This is a genomic window from Vibrio sp. 10N.222.55.B11 (assembly GCF_041473705.1).
Classification (GTDB): domain Bacteria; phylum Pseudomonadota; class Gammaproteobacteria; order Enterobacterales; family Vibrionaceae; genus Vibrio; species Vibrio crassostreae_C.
In genome coordinates this window covers 1-845 of sequence record NZ_JBFRST010000110.1, presented here as the reverse complement: position 1 = coordinate 845, position 845 = coordinate 1, and the positions used below count along the sequence as shown (strand labels likewise).

Here is an 845-nt window from a genome sequence, read left to right as displayed (position 1 = left end):
CGTACACCACGACAACCACACTCTGGGAAGCCGGCCATGACAACCCGGTGACAGGGGATAACTTTGGTTTTGTACAATGGCGAAAGCGCAACTGTGTCTTTTTATAAGGTGACGCGATGATGCCCATTCTTACCCACAAAAATGAAACGGACCTATTTATTGCCAGTCACCCTGACTCCCTTACCGATTTTTTAAAAACAGAGCTCGCCAACAACAAGCACATTTACTGCTGTTTCCCGCTCTCGCAGTTTTGCTTCTCGTTTTGTCGCGATCTCAAGGCTCGTAAGGTGCTGTCAATCAGCTTCCAAAACGCTCACACCCTCTACCCACCCTTTCAGCGGCCATAATGAAGAGGTTACTATGACCATTCCATCTTTTGAGAGCACCTTTAGGCGCTCTCTTGTTTTTCTGTGTTTTTTTATTGCGTTACCCACCCAGGCTTACACTGAGCAAGAGCTCAAAGCTTTTGCCAAGCTTGAGCAAAAAATGACTCAACAACCGGAGGCGGCGAAGACGTGGCCTACGGACGACATACAAAATAAAGCCCAGGCTTATCGAGAAGAAGCGCTGACTCTCAGCCGCAAGGTTCAAGATTTGATACAAGAAGAGAGTCTTTCCCCTTTATTGGGGCGACAAAAACCCACGCGCCACCCTGACCAAGCCCCAAAAGGGGTGATGGTGTTTGTGTCACTCACCATGCCCAAGACCGCGCTCAAACAGCTTCTGATGCAAAGTGCCCACTTAGGCGTGCCACTGGTGATACGCGGTGTCTTACCTGAAGGTTTTCCGGCCACGGCCAAGCGGATCGAGGCCTTGATACGCTCACCCAATAAGGCGCCCATTCA

2 protein-coding genes are annotated in these 845 nt (G+C 50.1%); both read left to right on the top strand.

Features of this window, described 5'->3' with window-relative positions:
• The coding region (locus tag AB4503_RS25745; protein WP_372115878.1) for a TraU family protein at positions 1-107 on the top strand (107 nt) is incomplete at its 5' end.
• Between the two features lie 253 nt (positions 108-360).
• A partial coding sequence (locus tag AB4503_RS25740) for a TrbC family F-type conjugative pilus assembly protein (RefSeq protein ID WP_372115877.1) occupies positions 361-845 on the top strand: 485 nt, incomplete at its 3' end.